Genomic DNA, 25,720 nt, shown 5'->3' with positions numbered 1-25,720 from the left:
GGCGGCGAGCGCGACGAGGTCATCGGCGCTGGTGGCCGCGAGGGCCGGGTGCGTGGAGGCGACGACGGCGAGCCGTCCCCGGCGGGGCGGACGCCGACGCTGGCGCCGACGACGACCTGGACGCCGGCGCCCTCGAGGTGCACGGGCCGCGCCAGCTCCTGGACGACGCGCCGGGCGAGGTCCTCGAGGTCGCGCGCCGGCCCGGCGGCGGAGCAGAGGGCGGCGAACTCGTCGCCGCCGAGCCGCGCCACCACGTCCTCCGGGCCCAGGCAGCCGCGCAGCCGGCGGGCCACGTGCTGGAGCAGCTCGTCGCCGGCGGGGTGCCCGTGGGCGTCGTTGACGGCCTTAAACCCGTCGAGGTCGAGGTAGAGCAGGCCGAGCGCGCGCGCCCCGCCGCCCGCGACGGCCTCGAGCCGCTCGCGCAGCAGCAGGCGGTTGGGCAGGCCCGTGAGCGCGTCGTGCCGCGCCTGGTGGGAGAGCCGCTCCTCGGCCTCGCGCTGCGCCGTGACGTCCTCGACGAGGCAGACCACGTACGGGTCGCCCGCCGCGGGGCGCACGACGGCGGCCGACACCGACCCCCAGCGGCTCGTGCCGTCGGCGCGCAGCACCCGCCGCTCGCACCGCACGCGCTCGTCCGCGCCGGCGAGGAGGTCGCGGAGCGGGCCGTCCCGGTCGTCGGGGTGCAGGAGGTCGAGGAGGTCGCGGCCGAGGAGGTCCTCCTCGTGGCGGCCGGTCAGCGCGCACGCCGAGCGGTTGACCCGCAGGAGGCGGCCCGGCGCGGCGGGGTCGAGGGACGCGAGGAGCATCGCGGAGGGCGCGACCTCGAACCCGAGGCGGAACAGCTGCTCGGAGTCGGCGAGCCGGCGCTCGGCCTCCAGGCGCCCCGTGACGTCGGTGGCCACGCAGATGAACCCCGTGGGCGTGCCGGCGTCGTCGCGCACGGCGGTGGTCGTGAGCTGGACCTGCAGGGTCGAGGCGTCGGCGCGGCGGTAGGTCCAGCGCCGCGTCTCGTGCCGCCGGCTCCGGGCCACGGACACGAGCGCCTCGAGCGGCGCCGCGTCGTCGGGCAGCGCGAGGGCCCGGGTGCGCCGGGCGAGCTCGTCGGCGTCGTGCAGCTCGACGAGGGCGCGCCCGAGCAGCTGGTCGCGCCCGCACCCGAGCATCCGCTCGGCGCCCGCGTTGACGACGGTGACGAGCCCGGCGGCGTCGGCGCCGATGATCGACTGCTCCGTCGCGCCGTCGAGGACGCCGGCCAGGAGGTCGCGGGCACGGGCGAGCTCGGCGGCGGCCTCGCGCGCGGCCGACACGTCGACGTACGCGGCGACGGCGCCCGTGGGCGCGCCGTCGGCGTCCGGCGGCAGGGGGCGCGCGGCCACGGACAGCACCGCCGGCTCCCGACCGGGGCGCTGGACCCGCACGTCGACGCCGTCGACGCTCTCCCCGGCGAGCGCCCGCGCGACCGGGAGCTCAGCGGCGTCCAGGGGGCTGCCGTCGGGGCGGGAGAAGCGGAAGAGCTCCGACCAGGTGGCGAGCGGTCCCGGGACCGGACCGACGAGGGCCTCGGAGGCCGGGTTGCGGCGGACCGCCCGGCCCGCCGCGTCGTAGACGTCGAGGCCCGTGCCGGTGGCCGCGAAGACCGCCTCGAGCAGGGCGTGCTCGCGGCGGTGCGCGGCGAGGGCGTCCTCGCGCTCGTCGCGGTGGAGGGCGAGGACGAGGCTCAGCAGCGCCACGACGGCGATGAAGCACTGCGCCTGGACGACGGCCTCGGGCGTCGGCAGGTCGCCGAAGGGGCCCGAGCGCAGGAGCGTCGCGGCGATCACCACCGCGGCGGAGACGATGACGTGGCCGGCGACGGCCGTGGTCGAGCGGCGCAGGGCGTGCCACACGCTCACGGGCAGCAGGGCGAAGGGGAGCAGGTCGCCCGTGGCGAACCAGAAGACGTCGGCGTAGCTGGCCGCGAAGGCCAGGACCATGAGGGCGCGCTCACGCCGTCCGGCGGCGGTGTGCTCCCGCGGCCGGGGGCGGGCCAGCAGGCGCAGGGCGAGCGGCACGACGACGACCAGGCTGACGAGGTGGCGCACCCAGTACTGGGCCGCGGTGGTCGCGGCGCCGGCCACGTCGCCGGTGGCGCCCAGCACCACGGCGGCCAGGGCCAGCAGCGCCCCGGCGGCCCCGGCCGCGAGGGCCGCGGCCGCCGCGAACCACCAGAGGTCCCGGGTCCTGCGGAGGCCGGTGGCGCCGTCGCCCCCGGGCCGCCGCGCGTAGACCTCGACGACGGCGAGCGCCTGGGCGGCGTTGAGCACGCCGAGGACGAGCGACAGGTCGACGCGCATGCCGGTGGCGGCGATGACGACGCCGACGACGCCCGCGACGACGACGGCGCCGGGGAGGTAGCAGCGCGTGCCGCGCAGGACGGCGAGGGCGACGACGGCCACGCCCGCCGCGGGCCAGACGAGCGAGAGCTCGCTGTCCGCGGGGCGGGTCAGGCGGCCGAGGACGGACGCGGCGACGAGCGCCGCGAGGAGGAGCACGAGGGTGGAGGGCCGAGCGACGGCGCGGGTCGCCGCCCCGTCGCTCGCCGCGGTGGTCTCCACGGTGCCCATGGGTGCTCCTCGGCAGGAGGGCGCGGCGGCTTGAGCGCGCCGTCCCGGCCGGGGACCGGCCGGCGACCGGGGTGGTCGACCGGGTGCCGGTGCGGTCGCCCGCGCGACGGACCGGGATGCTGGGGCGATGGACCCGCTGGAGCCCTCCGCCGCCCGCGCGCAGCGGCGGGCGCTGGCGCGGGCCGTGCGGGAGGTGAGGTCGGCGCTGGTGCGCCTGCCCCTGCCCGACGCCGCCCGCCTGCCCGGCACGGTCGTCCTCCCGGGCGGTCGGCCCGTCCGGCTCCCCCTCACCCGTCACGAGCGGCGACGGGCGCTCGTGCGACGGGCGGCCGCCGTCGCGCTGCCGCTGGCGTCGCTGGCGGCGTCCTACCTCGTCGTCGTCCGGCGCCCCTCCGGCGGGGACGTCGTCGCGCGGATGACCCACCGCGAGGTGTCGCCGACGGCGGGCGCCGGGTCGGGCACCGACGTCCCCCCGCTGCCGTCGTCGGGCGGGACGTCGGCCGGGTCCCTGCCCCCCGTGGTGCTCGTGCACGGCCTCGGCATGTCCTCGCGCTCGATGGAGGGCCTCGTGCGCGGGCTCGGGCGCTCGACGCGCGCGCTCGCGCCGGACCTGCCCGGCTACGGCCGCAGCCCGCAGCCGCGGTTCGGGATGCTCGACGTCGAGCAGCTCGGCGACGCCGTCGCCGCGTGGATGCGGGCCCACGACGTCGGCCCGGCGGTGCTCGTGGGCCACTCGCTCGGCGCGCAGGTGGCGGGCGAGGTCGCGCTGCGCGCCCCCGACCTCGTGCTGCGGCTCGTCGCCGTCGCCCCCACGGGCGACCCGGAGCGCCCCCGCGTGCGCGAGCTCGCCGGACGGCTGGCGCAGGACGCCCTGCGGGAGAGCCCCGGCCTGTGGGTCGTCGCTGCCCTGGACTACGTGCGGGCCGGTCCGGGCCAGATGGTCGCCCTCATGCGCCGCGCGCTGCAGCGGGCCCGGCAGGAGCTCGACGACCGGCTCGAGGTGCCGCTGCTCGTCGTCCGCGGCGACCGGGACCCGGTGTGCCGGGCCGGGTGGTGCGAGGACGTGGCCTCCTCGGTGCCGGACGGGCGCTGCGCCGTCGTCCCCGGGGCGCACGGCGTCGCCTACGACGCCCCGCCGGAGCTCGTCGACCTCGTCCTGGACGAGGTGCGCGCCGCGGCGCGCTGACCCAGGGCGCGGACGGCCCGCCACGACCTGTTCGTCGGAGGTGACCGTGCACGGTCACCTCCGACGAACAGGTCCTCCGGGGGCGGCGGTCTCGTCAGCCCGCGAGCACCGCCCACCCGTGCGGCGGCAGGACGACGCGGTCGCCGTCGAGCCGCGCGCCGTCGCCGGCGAGGACCTCGCGGGCGCCGGGGGCCTCGAGCGCCACCTCCTCGTCCTCCAGCGACAGGGCCAGCAGCAGGCGCTCGCCACCGCCGGACGGGTCCTCCGAGGCGACGACGAGGCGCCGGTTCTCCACCGAGACCACCGACGGGCGCGCGGCGTGGAGCCAGCGGTGGCGCCGACGCAGCGCGACGAGCTCCTGGTGGCGGTGGAAGACGGGCAGGCCGACCGGCGAGAGCTCCTCGGGCGCAGCGGGGAAGGACGGGCGGACGTCGTCGTCGCCGCCCTCGCGGTCCTCCTTGACGCCGCGGTAGGCGTGCTCGTCGCCGTAGTAGACCGACGGCGTCCCGCCCACCCCGAGGAGGACGACGAGGGCGTGCGCGAGGTGGCGGTCGTCGTCGAGGCGGCTGGCGATGCGCGTGACGTCGTGGTTGCCGACGAAGGTCTGCGGCGTGAAGGCCTCGAGGAACTCGGCGTGCCGGCCGAGGGCGTGGGAGAGCTCCCAGAGGTTGCCCTCGACGAGGCTCGACCACACCGCCTTCCACAGCTCGTACTGCGTGACGGCGTCGAGGTGGCCCTCGCGGACGACGCCCGCGTAGTCGCCGTGGATGACCTCGCCGAGCAGGTACGCGTCGGGGTGGCGCTCGCGCACCCGGTCGGCCACCTGGGCCCAGAACGCCGTCGGGACGGCGTACGCGGCGTCGAGGCGCCAGCCGTCCGCGCCGCGGTCGAGCCAGTGGGACATGACCTCGGCGACGTGGTCGACGACCGCCGGCGAGGAGTGGTCGAGCGCGACGAGGTGGTGGTGGCCCTCGAAGTCGTCGTAGTCCGGCTCGACGCCCGGCCGCCACCCGCCCTCGGGCCAGCGCAGGCGGAACCACGACGCCGTCGACGCCGAGGGACCCTGCTCGAGGACCTGCCGGAAGGCCCAGTGGTCGCGGCCCACGTGGTTGAAGACGCCGTCGAGCAGGACCCGCACGCCCTTCTCCCGCGCCGCGGAGAGCAGCGCGTCGAGGTCGGCGTCGTCACCGAGGCGGGGGTCGACGCGCCGGTGGTCGACGGTGTCGTACCCGTGCGTCTGCGAGGCGAAGACGGGCCCGAGCAGGAGGCCGTTGGCGCCGAGCGCGAGGAGGTGGTCGAGCCAGCCGACGAGGTGCGGCAGCCGGTGGACGACGGGCCCCTGGGGGTCGCCCTCCTTCTCCGCCCCCACGAAGCCGAGGGGGTAGACGTGCCAGAAGACGGCGTCCCGCACCCAGGCGGGACCCTCGACGCGCGCGGTGCTCATGGCCCCACCCTCCCGCACGGCGGGGGCGCCTCGCGCGCTCGCCGGACGGGCCCCCGGGAGGGCGAGTCGTCGCTGGTCCGCCCCCGGGCGTCAGCCGGTGGCGCCCTGGTCGGCGTGCTCGTACGACGTCGGCGCGGAGGAGAGCAGGTGGCGCGCGGCCGCCCCGATGACGGCGCTGTACGTCGGGTAGGCGTACTCGACCCGGGCGAGGGTGGCGACGTCGACGCCCGCGGCCATCGCCGTCGTCACCGCCTGCACCACCTCGACGGCGCTCTCGCCGACGGCGTGCGCCCCCAGCAGCTGCTCGCGCCGGCTGTCGGCGACGAGCTTGAGGAAGCCGCGGGTGCGGTCGTCGATGACGGGGCGCTCCATCTGCGCGAAGGGCACGAGCGCGACGACGCAGCCCGGGTCGCGCTCGCGGGCCTGCGCCTCGGTGAGGCCCACGTCGGCGTAGTCGGGGTCGGTGAAGCCGCCCGCGGGGAGCAGCTCGTGGCGGCGGCTGCGGCGCGGCCCGAGGACGGCGTTGACGGCGGCGTCCTCGGCCTCGCGGTGCGCCGCCTGCACGAGCATCGACTCCTGGTTGGCGTCGCCGACGGCGTAGACGTGCTCGACGTTGGTCCGCAGGTGCTCGTCCACGGGGATGCCGCGGCCGGTGTGCTCGACGCCGGCGGCCTCGAGGCCGAGGCAGTCGAGGGAGGCCGGCCAGCCGGTGCTCATGAGCACGGCGTCGAAGACCTCGGAGCGCTCCTCCCCGCCGTCGTGCTCGCCGTCGGTCCAGGTGAGACGCACGCCGTCGCCGTCGCGCTCGAGGGAGGAGACGCCCGCGAGGCCCGTGCGCACCCGCACGCCCTGCTCGACGAAGGCGCGGTGGACGGCCGCGGAGACGTCGGCGTCGGTCTGGGCGAGGATCCGCGGCGCCACCTCCAGCAGCGTGACCTCGCTGCCGAGGGCGTCGAAGACCGTGACGAGCTGCGCGCCCGTGTTGCCCGCCCCGATGACGGCGAGGCGCCGGGGCACGGCGGGCAGGTCGAGCACCTCCTCGGGCAGGACGGCGAGCTCCGCGCCCGGGACCGGCAGGCGCCGCGACCGCCCGCCGACCGCGACGACGACCGACCGGGCCCGCAGCCGGCGTCCCGAGCCCTCGAGCTCGACCTCGTGCGGGCCGGTGAAGCGGGCCCGCCCCTCGAGGACGAGGTCGACGCCGGCGGCGGCGAGCTTCTCCGGCTCGGCCTTGGCCTCCTGCACCCGCTCGATCGTCGCCCGCACCCGCGCGACCGTCCGCCCCCAGTCGACGGGCTGCTCGGTGACCGCGAGGCCGTAGTCGCCGGCCTGGCGCACCTCGCGCACGAGGCGCGCCGTCTTCGCGAGCACGCGCGTCGGCACGCAGCCGGTGTTGACGCACGTGCCCCCGGTGCGCCGCGCCTCGACGAGCGCCGTCCGGGCGCCCAGCCCCGCCGCCCGCAGCGCGGCGGCGGTGCCGGCGGGTCCGCCGCCGATGACGAGGACGTCGTAGGGCTCGGGCTCGGCACCGGTCGTCGCGCTCACGGGCGCCATGCTCGCCCGGCGGACGGCGCCCTGCTCGGTGACCGGACGTCCGCGAGGCCGTGCGGCGGCTCAAGGCGGCGCTCGGCGCCGTCGATGCCCGCGGCATGACCCCGGCGGCAGGAGCTCCCCCGTCGGGTGGGCGGCCGACGGGCGTGCTCACCCGGCTGCCCCTGCCCGTGCAGGTGCTGCTCATGCTCACCGCGACCGTCGTGGTGGTCCTCGGCGTCATGGCCGCGGTGCGCGCCGCGGGTGTCGAGGTGCCGCACCCCGTGGTGCAGGTCGCTGCCTGGTGCGTCGCCATGGGGCTGCGCGTCGACGGCGTCCAGCGCCTGCTCGGCGGCCCCGACCTCGACCGGCGCTCGACGACGCGGATGGTCCTGGGGGCCGCGGCGGTCGCCGCTGGACTCGTCGCGGGCGGCCTGCTCGTCCTCGTGCCGCAGGGCTGCGCCCTCGTGGTCGCGGTGAGCACCCAGTGGGACCGGCGGCCCTCGCTCGTGCGGGCGGCCGTGATGACCGGGGGGCTCACCGGGCTGGGGGCGGCGGCCGCCGCCACCGGGCTGGCCCCCCAGGTCGTCACCGGGGCGCTCGGGTGGGTGGTCCTGGGGGTCTCGGTGCTCCTCGGCCTCGGGCTCGCCGTCAACCTCGTCGTGCTGGCGCGCCAGCGGGCGCAGGCGGACGCGTCGCTGGACGAGGCGCGCCGCGCCCAGCACGCCGAGCTCCAGCACGCCGCCGACCACGACGCGCTCACCGGCGTGCTCGGCCGGCGGGGCTTCGGACGCCGGCTCCTCGAGCAGGGCCTCGTGGCAGAGGGCACCACCGGCCTGGTCCTCGACCTCGACGGCTTCAAGCCCGTCAACGACAGGCACGGCCACTCCGTCGGCGACGAGGTGCTCGTCGTCGTCGCCGAGCGGTTCCGCGCCGTCCTGCCCGCGGGGGCGCTGCTGGCGCGCACCGGCGGCGACGAGTTCGCGGCCGTCGTGCCCGAGGTGCCCGATGCCGCGGCGGCCGAGGCCCTCGCCCGGCGCCTCGAGCGCTGCCTCGACGCGCCCGTCCCGGCCCTCGGGGTGGAGGTGGTGCTCGGGGTCAGCGCCGGCGCCGCCTGGGCCGACGGCCCGGCGTCCGCCGTCGACCTCCTCGTCCGGGCGGACGCGGCGATGTACGAGGCCAAGGGCCGGCGGCGCGCAGGACGCCCCTCAGCGGTCGGCGACCTGCACCCAGGCCCCGGCGTCCCCCGGCAGGACGCCGCCGTCGACCTGAGCTGAGGCCACGAGCACCCGCGCGCCCGCCGGCAGCGCGACGGGCTCGGCGCCGAGGTTGACCCAGCACTGCACGTCGGTGCCCTCGCGGGCCAGCGCCAGGACGTCGGGCGACGGCGTCGGCAGCCACCGCATCGGCCCGGCGGGCGCGAGGTGCTCGCGGCGCAGGGCGAGGAGCCGCCGGTAGAGGGAGAGGGTCGAGGTCGGGTCGCCGTCCTGGGCCGCCGCCGTCAGCGCCGCCCACCCGGCGGGCTGCGGCAGGTGCGGCTCCGCGGCGGGCGAGCCGTCGGCGCGCGTCGGCGGCGAGAAGCCGAAGGGCGGCGCGTCGCCCGACCACGGCAGGGGCACCCGCGACCCGTCGCGGCCCGGGTCGGTGCCGCCCGACCGCCAGAAGATGGGGTCGGAGCGGCGCTCGGCCGGGACGTCCTCGACCTCCTCGAGGCCCAGCTCCTCGCCGAGGTAGACGTAGAGGACGCCGGGCAGCGCCGCCGTCAGCACGACGGCGGCGCGGGCGCGGCGCCGTCCGAGGTCCAGGTCGGGCACCTCGGTGGGCCAGCGGGCCCGCTCGGTCTCGTTCGTGCCCTTCTCGGGGAACTGGGTGCGCGCGTACCGCGTGGCCTGGCGGACGACGTCGTGGTTCGTCAGCACCCAGGCGCACGGCGCGCCCGTCAGCTCGGCCATGGCGAGCGAGCGGTCGACGACGTCGCGCCACGGCCGGGCCCGGAACGCCACGTGCAGGGGCTCGAACTCGAAGGCGGTGTGCAGCTCGTCGGGGCGCAGGTAGAGCGGCAGCCGCTCGGCGCGCCGGGCGGGCCACGCCTCGGCGACGAAGACCCGCGGCGGGTCGTAGGAGTCGGCGAGCGCCCGCCACTCGCGCCAGACGTCGTGGACCTCGTCCTGGTCCCAGCCCGGGTGCTCCTCGGTGCGCCGGTCGCGGCCCGCGGCGTCGGGCAGGCCGGGCGCCTTGACGAGGCCGTGCGCGACGTCGACGCGGAACCCGTCGACCCCGCGGTCGAACCAGAAGCGCAGGACGTCGAGCATCTCGTCGGCGACCTCGCGGTTCGACCAGTCGAGGTCGGGCTGCTCGGGCGCGAACATGTGGAGGTACCAGTCGCCCGGCTCGCCGGTGGCCGGGTCGGTCGTCCGGGTCCACGCCGGGCCGCGGAAGCAGCTCTCCCAGTCGTTGGGCGGCTCGGCGCCGTCCGCCCCGCGCCCGGGCCGGAAGAGGTAGCGCGCGCGGGCGGTCTCGTCGCCGGCGAGGGCCGCGCGGAACCACGCGTGCTGGTCGCTCGTGTGGTTGGGGACGACGTCGAGCAGCACCCGCATGCCGAGCGCGTGCGCCTCGCGGACCAGCGCCTCGGCGTCCTCCAGCGAGCCGTACCGCGGGTCGAGCCTTCGGTAGTCGGCGACGTCGTACCCGGCGTCGACCATCGGCGAGGCGTACCAGGGGTTGACCCACACGGCGTCGACGCCGAGGTCGCGCAGGTGCGGCAGCCGGGAGCGCAGCCCCGCCACGTCGCCGACCCCGTCGCCGTCGCCGTCGGCGAAGGACCGCAGCACCACCTGGTAGACGACGGCCGTCCGCCACCACGCGCGCCCGGCGTCGGCGGGCACGTCGAGGGGCGCGACGCCGTCGAGGGCCGGGTCGGCGGGGTCCGGCTCGGGGGTGCGCGCGTCCGTGCTGCGCGGCTCGAGGGGGCGCTGGGTCACGGGCGCCATCGTCACCCAGGCGCCGCGCGGCCTCGACGGCACCTCGGCGGCGTGCTCGCGGTCCGGCAGCGCTCCGGGTGGAACAGGAGGAGGCCCGGCGTCGCTGGCCGACCCGTGACCACGACGACGACCCCGTCCGACCTCGGCGCCCGATGGGCCGGCGACCCCGGCGCCGACCGCGCGCCCACGCCCGTCCGCACGCCCCCCGAGGGCGCGCACGCGCTCGTCGTCGGGGCGACGGGCATCACCGGCTCGGCGCTCGTGCGCCAGCTGCTCGACGCCGGGTGGCGGACGACGGGGCTCTCGCGCCGCCGCCCCGCCGACGACCGCGCGGCGCACGTCGCCGCCGACCTCACCTCGCGCGCCTCGCTCGAGGAGGCGCTGGCCGACCTGCGGCCGACCCACGTGTTCGTCGGCGCCTGGGCCCGGCAGGACACCGAGGCGGAGAACATCCGCGTCAACGGCGGGATGGTGCGCGACCTCCTGGCCGTGCTCGGCCCGCAGGGCTCGGTGCGGCACGTCGCGCTCGTCACCGGGCTCAAGCACTACCTCGGCCCCTTCGAGGCCTACGGCCAGGGCGAGATGCCGGACACGCCCTTCCTCGAGGACGCCGAGCGCCTCCCGGTCGACAACTTCTACTACGCGCAGGAGGACGAGCTCTTCGCCGCGGCCGACGCCCACGAGTTCACCTGGAGCGTCCACCGCTCGCACACCGTCGTCGGCCACGCCGTCGGGAACGCCATGAACATGGCGGCGACGCTCGGCGCGTACGCCGGGATCCAGCGCCGGCTCGGGCGCCCGTTCGTCTTCCCCGGCTCCCGGGCGCAGTGGGACGGCGTCGTCGACGTCACCGACGCCGACCTCCTCGCCGACCACCAGCTGTGGGCGGCGACGACGCCCGCGGCCGCGGACACGGCCTTCAACGTCGTCGACGGCGACGTCGTCCGCTGGCGCCGCCTGTGGCCCCGGCTCGCCGAGCACCTCGGCGTCGAGCCGCAGGGCCCCCGTGACGAGCCGCAGCCGCTCGAGGAGCAGATGGCGGGGGCCGAGGGCGTGTGGGCCGACCTCGTCGCCGAGCACGGCCTCGCGGAGCCCGACCTGGCGCGCGTCGCCTCCTGGTGGCACACCGACGCCGACCTGGGGCGCCCCTTCGAGGTCGTCGCCGACATGACCCGCAGCCGCCTCCTGGGCTACACGGGCTGGGTGAGCACCGAGCGGGCGCTGCTGCGCCAGGTCGACGCCTACCGCGCGGAGCGCCTCGTCCCCTGAGCTCCGCGCCCCCGGCGCGAAGGAGACGTCACCTTCGCGTCTGGGAGCCCGCCCGGCGTGAAGGGGGCGTCACCTTCGCCGAGGGGCGACCCCGGGCGGGCGGGACGACAGCGCCCGGGTGACGATCGGGCCGTGCCCCTCCTGCCCGCCCCGCCGACCGACCGGGACGGCGTCGTCGCCTACGTCGCCGAGCACCTGTCCCACCTCACGTGCGACGAGCCGGCCGCGTACGGGACGTCGAGCGTCCGCGGCGGGCAGGTCGCGGCGGACGCGGCGCTCGCCGCGCTCGACCTCACCGGGTACGCGCGGCGGCGCAGCGTCGTCGCCCCCGAGAGCGGTCGCGGCGCCACCCGGCTGAGCCCGTACATCCGCCACGGGCTGCTCCCGCTGCCCGACGTGTGGGACGCCGCCGCGGACGCCCCGGCCAAGGACCGCCAGCGCTTCCGCGACGAGCTGCAGTGGCAGGAGTACAGCCGCCACCTCTACGCCCGGGTGGGCCGCGAGCTGCGCGAGCCGCTGCGCGCCGGCTCGCCCGTCCCCGCGCCGGGCGCCCCGCCCGCCGACGCGGGCCTGCAGCGCGACCCCTGGCCCGAGCGGATGGCGTGCATAGCCGCGACGACGGGCGAGCTCCACGAGCAGGGCTGGCTCGTCAACCAGACCCGCATGTGGATGGCCTCCCAGTGGGCCGTGCGCGCCGGCGCGGACTGGCGGGACGGCCGCGACGAGATGTACCGCCACCTGCTCGACGGCTCGCCCTTCGCCAACGGCCTCGGCTGGCAGTGGACCGCCGGCACGGCCACGGGGAAGGTCTACGGCTTCAGCCGCTGGCAGGTGGAGAAGCGGGCCCCGCAGCTGTGCCGCTCGTGCGCGCTGCGCGACGCGTGCCCGGTGCAGGACTGGCCGGAGGCGCAGTCGGGCGCGCGCCTCGAGGGCCCGCCCGGCCTGTCCGGTGGCCCCACCGACGCCGGCCCACGGCGCCCCGAGGTCACCGGCGAGCCCGAGGCGGTGTGGCTCACGGCCGAGTCGCTCGGCGACGCCGACCCCGCGCTCGCCGCCCACCCGGACCTGCCGGCCGTCTTCGTCCTCGACGAGCCGCTGCTCGCGCGCCTGCGGCTGTCGGGCAAGCGCCTGGTGTTCCTCCTCGAGACCCTCGCCGAGCTGGGCGCGCAGGTGCACCTCGGCGACCCCGTCGAGGAGCTGGCGGGGCGCCCGCTCGCGACGACGTGGACCTTCACGCCCGGCTGGAAGCGCCGGTCGGCGCGCCTCGACGTCGTCGCGCTCCACCCGTGGCCGTGGCTGCGCCGCCCCGGCTCCGGGTCGCTGCGCTCCTTCTCGGCCTGGGTGCGGTCCGCACCCGGCCGCGGGTGAGGCGCCCGGTGGCGCCGTGAGCCGCAGCACGAGCCGCAGCGGGCGGGGGTCGGCGCGCGACGCCCTGCCCACGAAGCCCTGCGCGGCGTGCGGGCGCACCATCACCTGGCGCAAGGCGTGGGAGCGCGACTGGGACGACGTCCGCTACTGCTCCCAGCGCTGCCGCCGCTCCGGGGCGGACCCGGTGGGGCGCGACCTCGAGGCGGCCGTCCTGCGCCTGCTCGACGCGCGGGCGCCCGGGGCGACGATCTGCCCCTCGGAGGCCGCGCGCGCCGTCGGCGGGGAGGACTGGCGCCCGCTCATGGAGCCCGCGCGCGCCGCCGCCCGCCGCCTGGCCGCCGCCGGCGAGGTGGAGGTGACCCAGCGCGGGTCCGTCGTCGACCCCTCGACGGCGCGGGGGCCGGTGCGGCTGCGCCGCGCGGTCCGTCCCTGAGGGCTCCCCCGCCGGCTGGTGGTGCCGGCGTGCCTCGGAGGCCTCAGCCGTCGGCGCCCGGCGCCGCGCCGGCCGCGGTGTCGTCGGCGGGCGAGAGGCCGTGGTGCCGGTAGAGGGCCAGGACGTCGTCGGGCCCCACGTGCTCGACGTCGCCCGCGACGGGGGAGGCCTCGACGGCCGCGGCCGTGACGGCGAGGTGCAGGCGCGCGCCCTCGGTGCGGGCGCCGACCAGCGGCACGAGGCGCTGGCCGTCGGGCAGGGCGACGAGCGCCAGCTCGGCGCGGCCGGTGTGGTCGTCCTCGAAGACGGCGGTCACCGGCCCGACCTCGCGGCCGTCGACGTCGACGGCCGTCGTGGCGTCGTCGGGGGCGTCGTCGAGGGCCGCGTCGGCGGTCTCGTCGGCCGCCGGGGTGGCGACCTCGTCACGGCCCCCGGTGGGCGGTGGCGCCACGGTGCCTCCTCGTCTCGCGCGTGCGCGCCTGCGGCGCTGCCCCCCGTCCGGGCGACGCCCGGCGCTCGATCATCACCGCCGACGGGCGGGGGCGCGCGCGGGGGAGGACGATCGGCACCCGGAGCACGCAGCCACCCCGACGCGGTCGGGCGACGGCGCGCGGGCCGAGGTGACAGGAGCCCAGCACCCCGAGGAGGACCGGTGGTCGACGGCGAGCCGGCGGGCGAGCGCGCGGGGGCCACCCGCCGCCGCCCCGGACTCTCGCGCGCCGCCGTCCTCGACGCCGCGCTCGAGCTCGTCGACCGCGGCGGCCTCGCCCAGCTCTCGATGCGCCGTCTGGGCGCCTCGCTGCAGGTCGAGGCGATGGCGATCTACCGGTACGTGCGCAGCCGGGACGCGCTGCTCGACGGCCTCGTCGACCGCGTGATGGACCAGCTCTACGCCGACCCGGCCGTCCTCCTGCAGGAGGGCGACGACTGGGCGGACTTCCTGCGCCGCGTCGCCGACGGGGTCCGGCGGGTCGCCCGCCAGCACCCGCAGCTCTTCCCGCTCATCGCCACGCGCCCGCCCGCGGCGCCCTGGGTGCGCCCCCCGCTGCGGAGCCTGCGCTGGGTCGAGGGCTTCCTCACCGGTCTGCAGTCCCGCGGCTTCTCCGAGGACGGGGCCATCTACGCCTACCGCGCCTTCGCGTCCTTCCTCGTCGGCCACCTGCTGCTCGAGGTGTCGGCGAAGGGCGTGGACCCGGTGCCGGCGGAGCCGACGGGCCCGCCGCCGCCCGACGTCGACCTCTCGGCCTACCCCGAGCTGCAGCGGCTCGCGCCCCGCCTGGCCGTCGAGGACCTCGACGAGGAGTTCTCGCACGGGCTCGAGGACCTGCTCGAGCGCATCGGGGAGCGGGCTCGGCTCGCGCGCCCGTGAGGGCCGGTCTACCGTCCTTCGAGACAGGGTCCATACGGCGTAAACACGTCCGCGGTCCGCCGCGGGGAGCAGGAGCCCGACATGAGCGAGAAGTCGCCCGAGCGCAGCACGTCGTCGACGAGCACCACCACCTCCGCGCAGGGTGCGGCCTCGCCCAGCGCCCTCGTCACGAGCCAGGGCCGCACCTCCATCGCCGACAGCGTCGTCGCGAAGATCGCCGGCCTCGCGGCCAAGGAGGTCACGGGCGTCCACGCGCTCGGCGGCGGCGCGGCCCGCGCCATCGGCAGCATCCGGGAGCGCATCCCGGGCGGCCGCACCAACCACAGCCAGGGCGTGGGGGTCGAGGTCGGCGAGCGCGAGGCCGCCGTCGACATCGACCTCATCGCCGAGTACGGCGTCGCCATCGCGGACCTCGCGGCCGGCGTCCGGCGCAACGTCATCGCCTCCGTGGAGCGCATGACGGGGCTGAAGGTGACCGAGGTCAACATCGACGTCAACGACGTCCACCTCCCGCAGGAGGACGACGCCGACGACGCCGACGCCGAGCCCGCCCCCTCGCGGGTCCAGTGAGCTCCGCCCCGGGCGCCCCCGACCCCGAGCGCGACGTCGCGGAGGTCGTGCGCGACGCCGTGGTCGCGGCGCCCGGGGTCGTCTCCCTGCACGCCGGCCCCTTCGGCGAGGTGGGCACGTACCTGCCCGGTCGCCGGGTCGCGGGCGTGCGCATCTCCGAGGACGAGGTGGAGGTCCACGTCGTCGCCGCCCTCGGGCAGCCGGTGGCCGTCACGTCCGCCGCCGTCATGACGGCGCTGGCGGACCTCCCCGCGTGGACGGGACTGGCCGACCGGCCGGCCCACGTCGTCGTCGAGGACGTCGCCGACCCCGCCGAGGCGGCCCAGGCGGCTCTGCCCGCCGGTCCCAGCTCCTGAGCCGGGCCCACGCGCCCCACGCACCGCACCCGTCCGGGCCACCGGTCGGGCCACCGCACCACGGGCCCTCCAGGCCCCCCACCCTCTCGGAGTCGCCATGTCCCCCGCCGTGACGGGCCTGCTCGTCGGCCTCCTCCTCGCCCTGGTCGCCGCCCTCGGCGGCTTCGGCTACTTCCTCCTCGCCGTCGTGCTGGGCGCCGTCGGCTGGGTCGTCGGCGCGGCCGTCGACGGCAAGCTCGACCTGGCCGCCGTGGTGCGCGGCCGCGGTCGTGGCTGAGGCCCCGGCCGCCGCGGGAGCCTCCACCGGCCAGCCGCCGTCCGGGCCCGGTCCCGACGACGGCGCCGACCGCGGCCACCTCGTCGTGGCCGACCGGGTCCTCCAGCGCATCGCCGTCGTCGCGGCGCGCGAGGTCGAGGGCGTCGCGCCCGACGACGGCGGCTCCGGCCCCCTGGGTCGGCTCTTCAGCTCGGGCTACCCCGCGGTGGAGGTCGACCAGGCCGGCTCGCGCGTCCGGGTCCAGGTCGACGTGGCCACGCTGTGGCCGCGCCCGGCCGCCCAGGTCGCCGGCGGGGTCCGCGACGCCGTGGCGCGCCGGCTCGGCGAGCTCGCGGGCGTGCGCGTCGACGCCGTCACCGTCACCGTCCGCGACGTCGTCCGACGTCGTCCCCGGCAGCAGCAGGAGGCGAGGGCCCGATGAGCGGCACGACGCAGCAGACGCGCCCCCAGCAGCCCCGTCAGCAGCCCTCCCAGCAGCAGGGGGGTGCCGGCGGCGGGCGCGAGCCGATGCGCGCCGCGCCCGAGCGGACCGGGTCGGGGGCGGTGCCGGTCGTCGGCGTCCTCCTCGCCCTGTGCCTGCTCGCCCTCGCGGTCGCGCTCGTGCAGCACGCGCTCGTGGCGCTCGGCGTCATCGGCGGGCCGGCCTGGCCGCAGGTGCTCGTCGAGGGCGTCCGCGGCACGGCGCCCGCCACGTGGATGGTGCCGGTGGGTGTCGTCCTGGCCCTCGTGGGGCTGTGGCTCGCGCTCCGCGTCGCTCTCGGGCGCCGCACGCGCTCGGAGATCCGCCTCCGCTCCCGCACCGCGGTGTCGGTGGAGCCGCGCGACCTGGCGCGCCTGGCCTCCAGCGCGGCCCGCGACGTCGACGGCGTCCTCGGCGCCCGCTCGTCGGCCGACCGCCGCAAGGTCGTCGTCCGCGTGCAGACGACGGGCGAGGGGTCGGTGCCCGGTGCCGTCCAGCAGGCGGTCGCCGAACGCCTGCGGGCGGTCGAGCGCCAGCCGTCCGTCAAGGTCCGCGTCGAGGGGGGTGACCGGTGATCAAGCGCAGCGTCCTCGGCGTCGACCGCCTCGCCGCCTTCGTCGCGGGGCTCCTGCTCCTCGTCCTCGGCGTCGGCATGGTGCTCTGGTGGGGCGGCTGGCTCTCCTCGCTGTGGCCCCGCGCCCCCCAGGAGCTGACGCTCCAGACGGCGACCGACGCCTTCGAGGCGTCGTGGTGGTCGGGCGCCGCCCTCGGCGCGGGCGTCGTCCTGGGCCTCCTCGCCCTGTGGTGGCTCCTCGCGCACCGCACGCACCGCGGCGTGGGCCCGGTCCGCCTGGAGGGCTCCGGCTCCTCCGGCGAGCTGCTCCTCGACGGGTCGGCCGCGGCGTCCGCCGCGTCGGGCGCCCTCGAGGACGTCCCGGGGGTCCGGGCGGCCCGCGGCAAGCTCGTCCGCGACCGGGGGAAGCTCGTCGTCGAGCTGTCCGCCGTGGTCGAGCCCACCGCCGACCTCGAGCGGGTGGTCGAGGGCTCGGAGGCGGCGCTCGCCGACCTCGGCGCCGTCCTCGGGCGGCCCGACGTCCTCGCCCGCGTGCGCCTCGACGTCGCCCGCTCCGGCCCTGGAGGGGGGACGCTCGTGGAGACCATCGACGACTGGACTCAGACGTTGACGGCGGGCCCGCTGCTCGCCATCGCGGCGGCGGCGATCGCCGTCCTGCTCGTCCTCATCATCGTGTTCCGGGTCCACGCCTTCCTGGCGCTGATCCTCGTCAGCCTGGTGACGGCGTTCGCCACCGGCATCCCGCCGCAGTTCCTCATCTCGTCCCTGACGGCGGCGTTCGGCTCGACGCTCGCGAGCGTCGCCCTCCTCGTCGGGCTCGGGGCGATGCTCGGGCGCCTGGTCGAGGTGAGCGGCGGCGCCCAGTCGCTGGCCGACAGCCTCATCGGCCGCTTCGGCGAGCAGCGCGCACCGCTGGCGCTCGGCATCACCTCGCTCGTCTTCGGCTTCCCGATCTTCTTCGACGCCGGGCTCGTCGTGCTGCTGCCCATCGTCTTCACGGTGGCGCGCCGCCTCGGCGGCGGCGTGCTGCGCTACGCGCTCCCGGCGGCCGGCGCCTTCTCGGCCATGCACGTCCTCGTGCCGCCGCACCCCGGGCCCGTGGCCGCGACCGCGCTCATCGGGGCGAACGTCGGCCTCGTGCTCCTGATCGGGCTGGTCGTCGCCATCCCGACGTGGTTCCTGTCGAGCTACGTCTTCGGCCTGTGGATCGGCAAGCGGGTGGTCCTCCCGGTGCCGAGCATCCTCGGCGAGGCGAGCGACGAGGCGGAGGCGAACCCCCCGTCGCCCGGCACCGTCGTCGGGCTCCTGCTGCTGCCGCTCGTGCTGATCTTCCTCGAGACGGGCCTCAACACCCTGGCCACCTCGGGCGTCGTCGACAGCGGCGCCACCTGGGTCGCGGTGCTCCGCGTCTTCGGCTCCACGCCCGTGGCGCTGCTCCTCACCGTCCTGCTCGCGAGCCTCGTCCTCGGCACCCGCCGCGGTCGCCCGAAGGAGGACGTCGAGGAGCTGCTCAACTCGGCCCTCGGCCCCGTCTGCGCGATCATCCTCATCACCGGCGCCGGCGGGATGTTCGGCGGCGTCCTGCGCACCTCCGGCATCGGCGACGCCCTCTCGGACACCCTCACCGACGTCGGCCTGCCCGTCGTCGTGGCGGCCTTCGTCATCGCGACGCTGCTCCGCGTCGCCCAGGGCTCGGCCACCGTCGCGCTGACGACGGCCGCGGCCCTGGTGCAGCCGGCGGTGGCCGCCGGCGACTACAGCGCCGTGCAGCTCGTCGGCGTCGTCATCGCCCTCGCGGCCGGCTCGGTCGTCCTCAGCCACGTCAACGACTCGGGGTTCTGGCTCGTGGGCCGCTTCCTCGAGATGGACGTCAAGACGACGCTGAAGACGTGGACGGTGCTCGAGACCCTGCTCGGCCTCGTCGCCTTCGCGCTCGCGGCGGTCGTCTTCGTCATCGGCTAGCGCCCGCCGTCGTCGTCAGGGCGCCGGGGGGCTCAGGACTCGAGCGCGGCGTCCAGGGTGATCTCCACGCCGGTGAGCGCCTTGCTCACGGGGCAGCCGGCCTTGGCCTTCTGCGCCGCGTTCTCGAAGCCCGTGGCGTCGAGGCCCTCGACCTCGCCGCGGACGGTGAGGACGATGCCGGTGAGCCGGAAGCCGCCCCCGGTCTCGTCCGGACCGAGCGAGACGTCGGCCTTGACCTCGAGGCTCTGCGGCGTGCCGCCGGCCTCGGCGATGAAGGCGGACAGCTGCATCGCGTAGCAGGCGGAGTGGGCCGCGGCGATGAGCTCCTCGGGGCTCGTCGTGCCTCCGGCGTCGTCGGCCGCGCGCTTGGGGAAGGAGACGTCGTACGTGCCGACCTTCGAGCTGGACAGCTCGACCTGGCCGGAGCCGTCCTGCAGGCCGCCGTTCCAGGCGGTGCGAGCGGTGCGCGTGGGCATGGGACCTCCGAGGGGGCGGGCGCCGGATGCTCCGGCGCCGGTCGCGGTGACGTGCACGAGCGGCAACACCCTCGTCGCCCCCGGCGCTTCCCGCTCGCCGGAGGTCCACCCGGTCGGGGGGCGCCGCTCGGTGCCCGTGAGCGCCGGCGCACCGGCCCGCCGCCTACTGCAGCGCCGAGGTGAGGCTGGCGAGGTCCTCGACGACGCGGTGGCGCCGGGGGCGGGCCGCCCACTCCTCCTCGGTGAGCAGGTGGCTGACCTCGCGGCGGCCCTCCTCGGAGTCGCGCACGGCCGCGGTCGGCCCGTCGCCGCGGACGACGAGCGAGAGCTCGAGGTCCAGCTCGAAGGACCGGATGTCCATGTTGGCGGAGCCGAGCATCACCACGTCGTCGTCCACGGTGATGTGCTTGGCGTGCAGCACCGTCGGGGCGGGGTACAGCCAGATCCTCACCCCGGCCGAGAGCAGCGCCTCGTAGTAGGAGCGCTGCGCCGCGGTGGTGATCGCCTTGTCGGCGATCTCGCCGGTGAAGAGCTCGACCTCGACGCCGCTCATCGCCGCGGACGTCACGGCGTGCAGGAGCGACTCGTCGGGCACGAAGTACGGCGTCGTGATGCCCACGCGCCGCTGCGCGCCGCTGACGAGCGCCGTCGTCATCCGCAGGGCGCTCTGGCGGTCCAGGCCGGGGCCGCTCGGCACGACCTGGACGAGGTCGTCACCGCGGGGAGCGGGCGGCCGGTCGGCGAGCGGCGGCGGCTCGCCCGCCTCGCTGCGCCAGTCCGCGGCGAAGACGGCCTCGACCGCGGCGACGGCCGGCCCCTCGAGGTGCACGAGGACGTCCTGCCAGCGCAGGCCCTTCCGCCGGTTCGAGCGCTTCTCGTAGCCCGGGTCGATGAGGTTCATCGACCCGACGACGGCGACCTCGTGGTCGACGACGACGACCTTGCGGTGGTTGCGCAGGTCGGGGCGCTGGTAGCGGCCGCGCAGCGGCTGCACGGGCAGGCTGTAGCGCCAGTCGACGCCGGCCTCGTCGAGGGCGCGCCGGGCCGCCTCCCACCCGGGGTACGGCAGGCTCCCGAGGTGGTCGGCGAGCACCCGCACCTGCACGCCGCGGCGGCGCGCGCGCACGACGGCGTCGAGCACCGGTCGCGTCGTGTCGTCGAGGGCCAGCGTGTAGAAGGCGACGTGGAGGGTCTCCCGGGCGCCGTCGACGACGCGGGCCAGGTGGTCGATCTGGTCCTCGATGCCGAGGACGACCTCCACGCGCCCACCGCGCAGCAGCGGTGAGGCCCCCAGCGTGCCCATGAGCCGCGAGAGGCCGCCGAGCCACTCCGGCTCGGGGTCGTGGACGACGAGCTCGTCGAGCTCGGCCGCCCCGCGGGCGAAGCGCTCGCTGGCCCGCGCCTGGTGCTCGCGGCGCTCCTCGGGCAGCCGGGCCCGCCCGAGGACGAGGTAGACCAGCCCGCCCACGACCGGCAGGAAGAAGATCGCCATGAGCCAGGCGAGCCCCGAGGTGGGCAGGCGGCCGCGGGGCACGGTGAGCAGGGCCAGCACCCGGATGACGAGGTCGACGACGAGGAGGACCGCCCCGACCTGGGCGGGCAGCTGGAACAGCTCGGCGAGCACGAGACCCCCTCGGGCGGACGGCGAGGTGCCGCCCGGAGGAGGACACGGTGCCCGACGCGGGTGGTCGCCGCCCGTCCGCGCCCTGGACGGGCGCTGGGCGTCCCGGTCGCCCCGGTCGGGGCTGCGGGGTGCCGGCGCGGCCGCCCCCGGGGGAGGATCAGCCCGCGCCCGGAGCAGCCCGGAACCGCCCTGGGCCGGCCGACCTGGGGTCCGTGCCCCGCACCGGGCGGTCCGCCGTCGTCGCGCGTCGCGTCGTCGCCCGTCTCGTCGACCTCCGGAGCCGTCCGTGCCGCTGCCCGAGCCCGTGGTGCCCGAGCGCGTGGTGCCCGCCGTCCTCCGCGCCGTCCGCGCTGCGGCGCCCTACGCGACCGCCGAGGCCGCGCGGGCGGAGGTGCGCGCCCTCGACGTGCGGCCGCACGCCTACGGGCCGCCACGGCGGCTGCGTCGCGGCGTCACGACCACGGCGTCGCGCGTCGACGGCGTCCCCGTCCACACCGTGGCGCCCACGGACGGGCCACCCCGCGTGCGGGTGCTCTACGCGCACGGCGGCGGCTGGGTGCACGAGATCAGCCGGTGGCACTGGTCGCTCGTCACCCAGATGGCCGCCGAGGCGCACGCGGCCGTCACCGTGCCGATCTACCCGCTGCTGCCGCACGGCAGCGCGCGGGAGGCCGTCGACATCGCCGCGGGGCTGGTCGAGCGCCTGTCCGCCGCGGGGGACGAGGTCGTCCTGGCGGGCGACTCGGCGGGCGGCCAGATCGCCCTGTCGACGGCCCTGCTCCTGCGCGACCGGGGCCTCCGGGACCTGCGGACGGTGCTCGTGTCCCCGGCGCTCGACCTCACCGTCTCGAACCCGCGGATCCCCGACGTCGCGCCGTCCGACCCCTGGCTCGGCGTGGAGGGCGTGCGCTGGCTGGCGCAGGCCTGGGCGGGCGACCTGCGGCTGCGCGACCCGCGCGTCAGCCCGCTGGAGGGCGACATGGCCGGGCTCGGGCCGATGCTCCTGCTGACGGGGACCCGCGACATCCTCAACCCCGACGCCCACCTGCTGGCGGAGAGGGCGCGCGCGGCGGGCGTCGACGTCACCCTCCTCGAGCACGAGGGCGGGCTGCACGTCTTCCCCCTCCTGCCGACCCGCAGCGGCGCGCGGGCCCGTCGCCGGATCGTCGAGACGCTGCGCGGCTGACGCCGCCGGGGCGCGCTGCACCGGCGTCGTGCGTCGTCGAGATGGAGGCTGTCGTCACCAGCCGGGCCTCCCGGTGACCACAGGCTCCACCTCGCCGGGCGCGGGCGGGTCAACGCCGTCGCGGGAACCCGCGCTGGCGCGCCACCTCGTAGAGCGCGACGCCCGCGGACGCGGCGGCGTTGAGCGAGGACGCCGCGCCGCCGATGGGGATGGCCGCGACGTGGTCGCAGGCGCGCCGCCATGCGGCGCTCATGCCCGTGGCCTCCGTGCCGACGACGAGGACGACGGGGCCGGTGAGGTCGAGGGCGTCGAGGTCGGCGCCGCGGTCGTCGTCGGGAGCGGCCTCGTCGGTGCCGACGACGCGCAGCGGGACGCCGCGCTCGCGGTGGCGCGCCACCCACGCCAGCACGTCCGCCGGCGCGGGCGCCGCGACGACGGGCAGCGCCAGCGCCGAGCCCGTCGACGCCCGCAGCGCCCGGGAGTCCGTGGGGTCCGCGGCCCGCCCGCAGACGACGACGCCGTCCGCCCCGAGCGCGTCCGCCGAGCGCACGGCCGACCCGAGGTTGCCGGGGCTCGCCGGCCGGTCGAGCACGAGGACGAGCGCGTCGGGGCCCACGGGGATGCGGTCGAGGTCGTCGGGCGCCGTGCGCGCCACGAGGACGAGCTCGACGCCGTCCTCGCCCTCCTCGGCGTCCTTCTCCGAGAGGACGGCGAGCAGCTCCGGCGCCATGCGCGCCCGGACGGCGCCGGGGTCGGCGCGGTCCCACACGTCCTGCGCCCACGGGGACAGCCGCCGGTCCAGCGGCGCGAGGACGGCGGCCAGCGGCCACCCCCGCTCCAGGGCGACGGTGATGGGTCGCACGCCCTGGACGAGCATCTCCCCGGCGCGGTGGCGCTTCGAGCGGTTGCCGCGCAGCGCCTCCCACTGCTGGAAGCGCGCGTTGCGGGTCGTGATGCGCAGGACGTCGGCGGGCACGGGCGAAGGGTCCCAGACGGCGGGGCCCCCACGGAGGCGCGGGCGTCCCCGTCACTGGGCGTGCGACCCCGGCCGCGCGGTGCTGGGGTCGGGGCACCCGACCCGCGCGCACGGAAAGGACCCGCCATGCCGAAGCTGCTCGTCGCCCGCGACGACCGCACCGACGTCGAGATCTCCTACGAGGACCAGGGCACCGGCCGGCCGGTGGTGCTCGTGCACGGCTGGCCCCTGTCGGGCCGCTCGTGGGAGGCGCAGGTGCCCGCGCTCGTCGGCGCTGGCTACCGCGTCGTCACCTACGACCGCCGGGGCTTCGGCGACTCCTCCCGCCCGTGGCACGGGTACGACTACGACACCCTCGCCGCCGACCTCCACGCGCTGCTCGAGCACCTCGACCTGCGCGACGCCGCCCTCGTCGGCTTCTCCATGGGCGGCGGCGAGGTCGTGCGCTACCTCGCCCGGTACGGCACCGAGCGCGTGTCCCGAGCCGTGCTCGCCGCCGCCGTGCCGCCGTACCTGCTCCAGACGGACGACAACCCGGACGGCGGGCTGGACGAGGCGACGATCGGGCAGTTCGAGGAGGGGGTCGCGACCGACCGCCCGGCCTTCCTCGAGACCTTCGTCGAGAGCTTCTTCACCGCGGGCGACGAGGTCGTCGTCAGCGACGCCCAGCGGCGCTTCGCGTGGACCCTCGCGCAGGCGGCCTCGCCCCGGGCGACCCACGCGTGCATCGCCGCCTTCGGCCGCACCGACTTCCGCGACGACGTCCGCGCGCTCGACCTGCCGCTGCTCGTCGTCCACGGCGACAGCGACGCCGTCGTGCCCTTCGAGGTGAGCGGCGAGCGCACCGCCGAGATGGTCGAGGGCGCCGAGCTCGTCGTCATCGAGGGCGGCCCGCACGGGGTCAACGCCTCGCACCCGCGCGAGTTCAACCGCGCGCTGCTCGACTTCCTCGGCGGCGAGACGACGGCGGCGCGCGCGAGCTGACGAGGCCGGCCGCTCCCGACGCGAGGAGGGCCCCCGCCCCGACCGGTGCGGTCGGGGCGGGGGCCCTGTCGTCGTGGTGCTGGGTGGTGGTGCTCGCCCCGGCGGGGCGTCGGGTCAGCGGACCTGGACGGTCATGAACCCGTTGCGGTTGGCCTGGACGACGCGGATCTGCGTGCCCGTGCCGGCCACCTTGACGCTGTTCTGCGGGGCGGCCGGGTCGTAGTACGCCATGGGGTCGGAGTCGTCGAAGACCGAGACGGCCGGCCGCGACGGGACGTCGAGCGTCGTCATGCCCGCCGCGGTCTCGCGGTGGAGGCTGATCGGGTCCGTGGCCTCGGTGCCGAAGGTGGCGTCGAAGGTCTGGATCCGGTTGCGGGCCACCGTGCCGTCCGACCACCGCAGGGCGGCGGGCCGGGCGTCGACGGGCAGGGCCAGGCCCTCACCCGGGTGGCGCAGGGTCTGGTTGTTCGTGAAGGCGGTGTTCCAGTACGTCACGGACAGGCCGTTCTGGTACGGGAAGTGCTCGACGCGGTCGGGGGAGGAGAGCGGCCAGCCGAAGTTGTACGGGCCGGTGGCCAGGGTGCGGTCGTAGCCGACGTACTGGCGGTTCTCCGCGAGGTAGAAGCGGTCGTTGCCCGCGGCGTCGGGGCCGAGGTCGACGACGAGCGCCTGCGGCTTCTTCGTCGCGTGCTCGGCGACGCCGAGCTGGTGGGTCGACTTCTCACCGGCGCGGGCGACCTCGTAGTCGAGCCACCCGAGCTGCAGCTTCTCCCAGGCGCCCATGTGGTTCGGCACGGTGCCGATGGCGCCGTCGCCGTCGCCCAGCCACGAGCCGGAGCTCATGAGGGTCCAGAAGCCGGTGCCGTTCTCGCCGCCGCTGGTGTCGTAGAGGTCGGGCAGGCCGAGGTCGTGGGCGTACTCGTGCGCGAAGACGCCGAGGCCGCCGTTCTCCGGCTCCGTCGTGTAGTCGCGGATCCAGAAGCTGGACTCGCCGACCTGCACGCCGCCGAACTTGTTGAAGTCGGGGCCGTCGGTGCCGTAGCCGCGCTGGCCGACCGACCAGCGGTGCGCCCAGATCATCCACTCGGGGGCGCCGGCGGACTCGTCCTCGCCGGCGCGGACCGCCTGGAAGTGGTCGATGTAGCCGTCGGGCTCGTCGAAGACGCCGTCGCCGTCGTAGTCGTAGCGGTCCCACTGGTCGAAGGTCGCGAGGTACTCGTCGACCTCGGCCGGGGTCTTCCCCGTGGCGAGCTGGTCGGCGTACCAGGCGTCCGCGCTGTCCTGGATGAAGCGCGTCATGTCCGTCTGGCTCTCGGTCATGCCGTAGCTCGCGGAGCTGTAGGGCACCGTGACCCAGTCGCTGACGTCGCCCTCGACCGTGTAGCGGCCGCTGGAGAGCTCCTCGTAGACGCCCTTGAAGGAGTCGCCGCCGTCGCCGCGGGCGTCGAAGAACATGTCCATGAAGTGGTCGCGGCCGAGGTCGGCCTCCCAGTACGTCGAGTTGTCGACGCTGCGGTCCGGCTCGGGGATCTGGCCGGCCTCCGGCCCGGACGCCGGGGCGTCGGGGAAGCGCGGGTCGGCCTGGTCGCCGAACTCGACGAGGAAGGTGAGCAGCTGGTCGGTCTTCTGCGTGCCGTACTGCACCCACTGGCCGGGGGCGACGCGCACGGACTTCCCACCGCCGCGCTGCTGCGGCGTCGCCTCGCCCGAGAGGACCATCGAGACGGCCTCCTGCTGCAGGGCGCGCTGCTCGGCGACGACGGGGTCCGGCCGGTCGTCGACGCGCTCGGCGCCCTGCGGGGCGGGCGCGGCGGCGGGGGCGCCCGAGGCGGGGGCCGCGACGGCGGTGGACGAGACGGTGGTCGCGAGCAGGGCGGCTGCTGCCGCCCCGCCGACGACCGCGAGGGTGCTACGGCGCACGGGGGTCCTCCGGAGAAGGGGTCGTGGACGGGTCGTCCTGCGGCGGGGGTGCTGCGGGTGGGCAGCAGCATCCGTCCGTTTCGGGATGCTTCGTTCCCGCCGACGTGCTACCCGACCACACGATCGACGGTGTGTCGAGACCCCCCTCGCAGATCGGCGGCCGCCGGGGGCC

General features: G+C 77.2%; 23 protein-coding genes. 14 read left to right on the top strand and 9 right to left on the bottom strand.

The features are described 5' to 3' along the window. Nucleotides 1-2,603 (bottom strand): sensor domain-containing protein (locus HLB09_RS01465; RefSeq protein ID WP_171201634.1); only part of this gene is annotated, 2,603 nt, incomplete at its 3' end. Between the two features lie 127 nt (nucleotides 2,604-2,730). On the opposite strand from HLB09_RS01465, the gene HLB09_RS01460 reads away from it, so the two are divergent. Then, a complete protein-coding gene (locus tag HLB09_RS01460; protein WP_171201633.1) occupies nucleotides 2,731-3,789 on the top strand; it encodes an alpha/beta fold hydrolase in 1,059 nt (352 codons plus the stop codon). A 94-nt stretch (nucleotides 3,790-3,883) separates the two neighbouring features. Here the strand turns inward: HLB09_RS01460 and HLB09_RS01455 are convergent, their stop codons facing one another. Both HLB09_RS01455 and HLB09_RS01450 read right to left on the bottom strand, forming a co-directional pair. After that, nucleotides 3,884-5,233: an alpha-amylase family glycosyl hydrolase gene (locus HLB09_RS01455; RefSeq protein ID WP_171201632.1), complete on the bottom strand. Its 1,350-nt coding sequence runs from the start codon at nucleotides 5,231-5,233 to the stop codon at nucleotides 3,884-3,886. A gap of 90 nt (nucleotides 5,234-5,323) precedes the next feature. Then, on the bottom strand, nucleotides 5,324-6,787 hold the full coding sequence (locus tag HLB09_RS01450) for a dihydrolipoyl dehydrogenase family protein (RefSeq protein ID WP_171201631.1): 1,464 nt from the start codon (nucleotides 6,785-6,787) through the stop codon (nucleotides 5,324-5,326). A gap of 50 nt (nucleotides 6,788-6,837) precedes the next feature. Between HLB09_RS01450 and HLB09_RS19660 the strand changes: the two genes are divergently transcribed. Further along, entirely contained in the window at nucleotides 6,838-8,040 is a 1,203-nt protein-coding gene (locus HLB09_RS19660; protein WP_171201630.1) for a diguanylate cyclase domain-containing protein, read from the top strand. Here HLB09_RS19660 and HLB09_RS01440 read toward each other — a convergent pair. After that, nucleotides 7,972-9,648: an alpha-amylase family glycosyl hydrolase gene (locus HLB09_RS01440; RefSeq protein WP_344553017.1), complete on the bottom strand. Its 1,677-nt coding sequence runs from the start codon at nucleotides 9,646-9,648 to the stop codon at nucleotides 7,972-7,974. The two genes, HLB09_RS19660 and HLB09_RS01440, sit on opposite strands and share 69 nt — an antisense overlap. Before the next feature lie 210 nt (nucleotides 9,649-9,858). Here HLB09_RS01440 and HLB09_RS01435 point away from each other — a divergent pair, with 210 nt between their 5' ends. The 3 genes from HLB09_RS01435 to HLB09_RS01425 all read left to right on the top strand — a co-directional run bounded on the left by HLB09_RS01435 (nucleotide 9,859) and on the right by HLB09_RS01425 (nucleotide 12,814). Then, nucleotides 9,859-11,013: an SDR family oxidoreductase gene (locus HLB09_RS01435; protein WP_171201629.1), complete on the top strand. Its 1,155-nt coding sequence runs from the start codon at nucleotides 9,859-9,861 to the stop codon at nucleotides 11,011-11,013. A gap of 132 nt (nucleotides 11,014-11,145) precedes the next feature. After that, the gene (locus HLB09_RS01430; protein WP_171201628.1) at nucleotides 11,146-12,381 is read left to right on the top strand and encodes an FAD-binding domain-containing protein; all 1,236 of its coding nucleotides are present in this window, start codon (nucleotides 11,146-11,148) and stop codon (nucleotides 12,379-12,381) included. Nucleotides 12,382-12,397: 16 nt separating this feature from the next. Further along, nucleotides 12,398-12,814, top strand: a complete 417-nt coding sequence (locus HLB09_RS01425) for a DUF2256 and DUF3253 domain-containing protein (RefSeq protein WP_322789980.1) — start codon at nucleotides 12,398-12,400, stop codon at nucleotides 12,812-12,814. 43 nt (nucleotides 12,815-12,857) lie between these two features. Here HLB09_RS01425 and HLB09_RS01420 read toward each other — a convergent pair whose 3' ends face one another. After that, a complete protein-coding gene (locus HLB09_RS01420) occupies nucleotides 12,858-13,265 on the bottom strand; it encodes a hypothetical protein (RefSeq protein ID WP_171201627.1) in 408 nt (135 codons plus the stop codon). Nucleotides 13,266-13,466: 201 nt separating this feature from the next. Between HLB09_RS01420 and HLB09_RS01415 the strand changes: the two genes are divergently transcribed. From HLB09_RS01415 to HLB09_RS01385, 7 genes are all read left to right on the top strand, one after another. Further along, nucleotides 13,467-14,183, top strand: coding sequence for a TetR/AcrR family transcriptional regulator (locus HLB09_RS01415; RefSeq protein WP_212755719.1), 717 nt, complete (start codon nucleotides 13,467-13,469; stop codon nucleotides 14,181-14,183). Nucleotides 14,184-14,264: 81 nt separating this feature from the next. After that, nucleotides 14,265-14,753: an Asp23/Gls24 family envelope stress response protein gene (locus tag HLB09_RS01410; protein ID WP_171201626.1), complete on the top strand. Its 489-nt coding sequence runs from the start codon at nucleotides 14,265-14,267 to the stop codon at nucleotides 14,751-14,753. After that, entirely contained in the window at nucleotides 14,750-15,109 is a 360-nt protein-coding gene (locus HLB09_RS01405) for an Asp23/Gls24 family envelope stress response protein (RefSeq protein WP_171201625.1), read from the top strand. Before HLB09_RS01410 ends, HLB09_RS01405 begins: the two co-directional genes overlap by 4 nt. Before the next feature lie 97 nt (nucleotides 15,110-15,206). Next, nucleotides 15,207-15,386 carry a DUF2273 domain-containing protein gene (locus HLB09_RS01400; RefSeq protein WP_171201624.1) on the top strand — a complete coding sequence of 60 codons (180 nt, stop codon included), beginning with the start codon at nucleotides 15,207-15,209 and terminating at the stop codon, nucleotides 15,384-15,386. Then, nucleotides 15,379-15,807 carry an Asp23/Gls24 family envelope stress response protein gene (locus tag HLB09_RS01395; RefSeq protein ID WP_171201623.1) on the top strand — a complete coding sequence of 143 codons (429 nt, stop codon included), beginning with the start codon at nucleotides 15,379-15,381 and terminating at the stop codon, nucleotides 15,805-15,807. Before HLB09_RS01400 ends, HLB09_RS01395 begins: the two co-directional genes overlap by 8 nt. Then, nucleotides 15,804-16,421 carry a DUF6286 domain-containing protein gene (locus tag HLB09_RS01390; protein ID WP_171201622.1) on the top strand — a complete coding sequence of 206 codons (618 nt, stop codon included), beginning with the start codon at nucleotides 15,804-15,806 and terminating at the stop codon, nucleotides 16,419-16,421. The genes HLB09_RS01395 and HLB09_RS01390 overlap by 4 nt, the downstream gene beginning before the upstream one ends. A 575-nt stretch (nucleotides 16,422-16,996) precedes the next feature. Beyond that, entirely contained in the window at nucleotides 16,997-18,382 is a 1,386-nt protein-coding gene (locus tag HLB09_RS01385) for a GntP family permease (RefSeq protein WP_344552968.1), read from the top strand. A 32-nt stretch (nucleotides 18,383-18,414) separates the two neighbouring features. Here HLB09_RS01385 and HLB09_RS01380 read toward each other — a convergent pair whose 3' ends face one another. Together HLB09_RS01380 and HLB09_RS01375 are read right to left on the bottom strand one after the other, a co-directional pair. Next, nucleotides 18,415-18,858 carry an OsmC family protein gene (locus HLB09_RS01380; protein ID WP_171201621.1) on the bottom strand — a complete coding sequence of 148 codons (444 nt, stop codon included), beginning with the start codon at nucleotides 18,856-18,858 and terminating at the stop codon, nucleotides 18,415-18,417. A gap of 163 nt (nucleotides 18,859-19,021) precedes the next feature. Beyond that, entirely contained in the window at nucleotides 19,022-20,482 is a 1,461-nt protein-coding gene (locus HLB09_RS01375) for a phospholipase D-like domain-containing protein (RefSeq protein WP_322789978.1), read from the bottom strand. A 286-nt stretch (nucleotides 20,483-20,768) separates the two neighbouring features. Here HLB09_RS01375 and HLB09_RS01370 point away from each other — a divergent pair, with 286 nt between their 5' ends. Next, entirely contained in the window at nucleotides 20,769-21,668 is a 900-nt protein-coding gene (locus HLB09_RS01370; protein WP_322789977.1) for an alpha/beta hydrolase, read from the top strand. A gap of 109 nt (nucleotides 21,669-21,777) precedes the next feature. Here HLB09_RS01370 and HLB09_RS01365 read toward each other — a convergent pair whose 3' ends face one another. Then, on the bottom strand, nucleotides 21,778-22,644 hold the full coding sequence (locus HLB09_RS01365) for a TrmH family RNA methyltransferase (RefSeq protein ID WP_212755717.1): 867 nt from the start codon (nucleotides 22,642-22,644) through the stop codon (nucleotides 21,778-21,780). Between the two features lie 126 nt (nucleotides 22,645-22,770). Between HLB09_RS01365 and HLB09_RS01360 the strand changes: the two genes are divergently transcribed. After that, nucleotides 22,771-23,628 carry an alpha/beta fold hydrolase gene (locus HLB09_RS01360; RefSeq protein WP_171201619.1) on the top strand — a complete coding sequence of 286 codons (858 nt, stop codon included), beginning with the start codon at nucleotides 22,771-22,773 and terminating at the stop codon, nucleotides 23,626-23,628. Between the two features lie 114 nt (nucleotides 23,629-23,742). Here HLB09_RS01360 and HLB09_RS01355 read toward each other — a convergent pair whose 3' ends face one another. Continuing rightward, nucleotides 23,743-25,548 (bottom strand): immune inhibitor A domain-containing protein, encoded by a 1,806-nt coding sequence (locus HLB09_RS01355; protein ID WP_322789976.1) that lies wholly within the window; start codon nucleotides 25,546-25,548, stop codon nucleotides 23,743-23,745. Nucleotides 25,549-25,720 lie beyond the last annotated feature (172 nt).

This window comes from Pseudokineococcus marinus (assembly GCF_013004605.1).
In the GTDB taxonomy this organism is placed as follows: Bacteria; Actinomycetota; Actinomycetes; order Actinomycetales; family Quadrisphaeraceae; genus Pseudokineococcus; species Pseudokineococcus marinus.
Note: the sequence above shows the minus strand (reverse complement) of the source record. Positions and strands in the feature narration are given on the sequence as shown.

What these genes read in the sequence shown, in the direction of transcription:
- HLB09_RS01460 (WP_171201633.1), top strand. Translation starts at nt 2,731, where the DNA reads ATGGACCCGCTGGAGCCCTCCGCCGCCCGCGCGCAGCGGCGGGCGCTG.
- HLB09_RS01455 (WP_171201632.1), bottom strand. Translation starts at nt 5,233, where the DNA reads ATGAGCACCGCGCGCGTCGAGGGTCCCGCCTGGGTGCGGGACGCCGTC.
- HLB09_RS01450 (WP_171201631.1), bottom strand. Translation starts at nt 6,787, where the DNA reads ATGGCGCCCGTGAGCGCGACGACCGGTGCCGAGCCCGAGCCCTACGAC.
- HLB09_RS01410 (WP_171201626.1), top strand. Translation starts at nt 14,265, where the DNA reads ATGAGCGAGAAGTCGCCCGAGCGCAGCACGTCGTCGACGAGCACCACC.
- HLB09_RS01400 (WP_171201624.1), top strand. Translation starts at nt 15,207, where the DNA reads ATGTCCCCCGCCGTGACGGGCCTGCTCGTCGGCCTCCTCCTCGCCCTG.
- HLB09_RS01390 (WP_171201622.1), top strand. Translation starts at nt 15,804, where the DNA reads ATGAGCGGCACGACGCAGCAGACGCGCCCCCAGCAGCCCCGTCAGCAG.
- HLB09_RS01380 (WP_171201621.1), bottom strand. Translation starts at nt 18,858, where the DNA reads ATGCCCACGCGCACCGCTCGCACCGCCTGGAACGGCGGCCTGCAGGAC.
- HLB09_RS01360 (WP_171201619.1), top strand. Translation starts at nt 22,771, where the DNA reads ATGCCGAAGCTGCTCGTCGCCCGCGACGACCGCACCGACGTCGAGATC.